This is a genomic window from Sulfurihydrogenibium yellowstonense SS-5, assembly GCF_000173615.1.
In the GTDB taxonomy this organism is placed as follows: Bacteria; Aquificota; Aquificia; order Aquificales; family Hydrogenothermaceae; genus Sulfurihydrogenibium; species Sulfurihydrogenibium yellowstonense.
On record NZ_ABZS01000210.1, the window covers coordinates 1 to 2,455 of the forward strand.

The following is a 2,455-nucleotide window of genomic DNA, read 5'->3' on the forward strand; positions in this document are numbered from 1 at the left end:
CCTCTATTTCCGAAAGAGTAGCTACATATGTTTCTAAGATTCTAACATTTGTGGAAAATTTAATTTGATTTAGAACTTCTCTATCTGTTGGGTCTAATACAGCTACTTTTAATACTCCCTGCGAATATTCAAATGGAACAACGTATTTCTTTTCTATTAAAGATGCGGGAAATTTCTCTAAAATTTCTTTGGGGAGATTAACTTTATGTATTTTAGAGTCAAAAGGTTTAAAAGATAAATTTCTTACGAAGAATTCTTTCACTTTATTTTCATCAGCTTTCCCTTTTTTTATTAATGTTGAAAGAACTTCTGCAAAAGATTTTTTTGGGTCTACATCCGGATTCCCCCTCACGTTTTCCAAAGGTATAACACCTAAATCCACCATTCTTCTTAAGACTAAAAAGACACGCTTTTTTTCAGGATTTTCCTGCATCGTTAAATCCTTAAGGTTATATTTATAATATAATTTTATAATAATTTTTCGTTAGGAGTAAGAAAATTGTTAAAGAAAATTAAAAGAATATTGATTGCAAACAGAGGAGAGATTGCCGTTAGGGCTATTAGGTCCATTAAAGAGCTTGGTGGAGAGAGCATTGCTGTTTATTCTGAAGGAGATAAAGATTGTATTCATAAAGATTTAGCTGATATATCAGTTTGTATAGGACCTGCTAATGCGACAAAGAGTTACTTAAATATTCCCGCATTGCTCTCTGCTATAGATTTAACCCATGCTGATGCAGTCTATCCTGGATATGGTTTTTTAGCAGAAAATCCTACCTTTGCAGCTATCTGTGAAAGAAGCAATATAAAATTTATCGGACCATCTTCAGAAACAATAAAGCTTACAGGAGATAAAGCGCAGGCTCGTGAAGCAGCAAAAAAGGCGGGGGTTCCAATAATTCCCGGTAGTCCACCGGTAGAGGAGCTAAAAGAAGCTTTAGAAATATCTTCTGAAATCGGATATCCTGTACTTATAAAGGCTGCGGCCGGTGGTGGTGGCAGGGGTATGAGAGTTGCCCATAATGAGCAAGAGCTTGCAAGGCTTTTACCTTTAGCACAAAGAGAGGCAGAAAGTTCTTTTGGTGATAGACGAGTTTATATAGAAAAATTTATAGAAAATCCAAAACATATAGAGATTCAGATATTAGCTGATGAGTTTGGAAATGTCATACATCTTGGAGAAAGAGAGTGCTCTGTTCAAAGAAGACATCAAAAACTTATTGAAGAATCTCCGTCTCCATTTATAGATGAAAAGATAAGAAGAGAGATGGGTGAAGCAGCTGTTAAGTTTGCTAAGGCTGTTAATTTTACAGGTGCTGGAACTGTTGAGTTTATTGTTGATAAAAATAAGAATTTTTATTTTATTGAAATGAATGGAAGAATACAAGTAGAACATCCTGTTACAGAAATGGTTACAGGTGTTGATATAGTCTCTTGGCAATTAAAAATAGCAGATGGACAAAAGCTAACCATAAAACAAGAAGAAATCAAACCAAACGGTCATGCCATAGAGTTTAGAATAAACGCAGAAGACCCAATCTCTTTTGTTCCACAACCGGGAAAAATAGAAAAACTATATCTTCCCGGTGGCTATGGCGTGAGAGTAGATACACATATATATCAAGGATACACTATTCCACCATACTATGATTCTTTAATGGCTAAACTTATTGTTTGGGGAAAAACGAGAGAAGAGGCTATAGAAAGAGGAAAGAGAGCCTTAAAAGAATTCATTATTGAAGGACTTAAAACTACTATTCCTTTCCATCTAAAAATGCTTGAACATCCTGAATTTATAAAAGGAACTTATACAACTTCCTTAGTTGATAAGGAGTTCTTAGGAATAAAAGTATAATTTGGTGTTGAAAATTTTTTAATCTATGCCAAATTTTAATTACATTGTGCATATATTAAGTGAGGTGTTTATCTATGTTAACACAAGTAATTAACAAAGAAGAATTAATAAAGCTTTACGATAAAGACTTTGTATTATGGGTAGAAGAGAATCTAAAGCTTTTAAAAGATAAGCAGTTTGATTTGGTAGACTGGGAGCATCTCTTAGAGGAGATCGAGGATATGGGTAATAGACATTTGGATAGCGTAGTTAGCTTTATGGCTGTTATCTTGGAGCATCTTTACAAGTGGGAAAATTTTAGAGAAGATGAAAATGTGGGTATAAGTTGGATTAGAAGTATAGGCAATGGAAGAATTGAGATACTAAGACTTTTTGATAGATATCCGTCATTAAAAGTCAAATCTTACAATGAAATAGAATATGCATGGAAAGATGCTAAAAGAAGATTGGCAAATTGGTTTGAGGATCCGAAGAATTTATATTTAGCAAAAAAATATTTTGGTAGAATACCAACAGAAAAAGATTTCCCGGAAAAATGTCCATACACGATTGATCAGATTTTAAATTATAAGCCATGGCTAAAAGACTTGGAGGAGTAAA

Annotated in this window: 3 protein-coding genes; 2 read left to right on the top strand and 1 reads right to left on the bottom strand. The window is 33.6% G+C overall.

Annotated features, from left to right (window positions below):
* Positions 1-385: GspE/PulE/PilB domain-containing protein (locus SULYE_RS07620; RefSeq protein ID WP_456341089.1), on the bottom strand; the 385-nt coding region annotated here is incomplete at its 3' end.
* A 114-nt stretch (positions 386-499) separates the two neighbouring features.
* Between SULYE_RS07620 and accC the strand changes: the two genes are divergently transcribed.
* Together accC and SULYE_RS07630 are read left to right on the top strand one after the other, a co-directional pair.
* On the top strand, positions 500-1,855 hold the full coding sequence (accC, locus tag SULYE_RS07625; protein ID WP_007548163.1) for an acetyl-CoA carboxylase biotin carboxylase subunit: 1,356 nt from the start codon (positions 500-502) through the stop codon (positions 1,853-1,855).
* A 74-nt stretch (positions 1,856-1,929) separates the two neighbouring features.
* On the top strand, positions 1,930-2,454 hold the full coding sequence (locus SULYE_RS07630; protein WP_007548164.1) for a DUF29 domain-containing protein: 525 nt from the start codon (positions 1,930-1,932) through the stop codon (positions 2,452-2,454).
* Position 2,455: the final 1 nt, after the last annotated feature.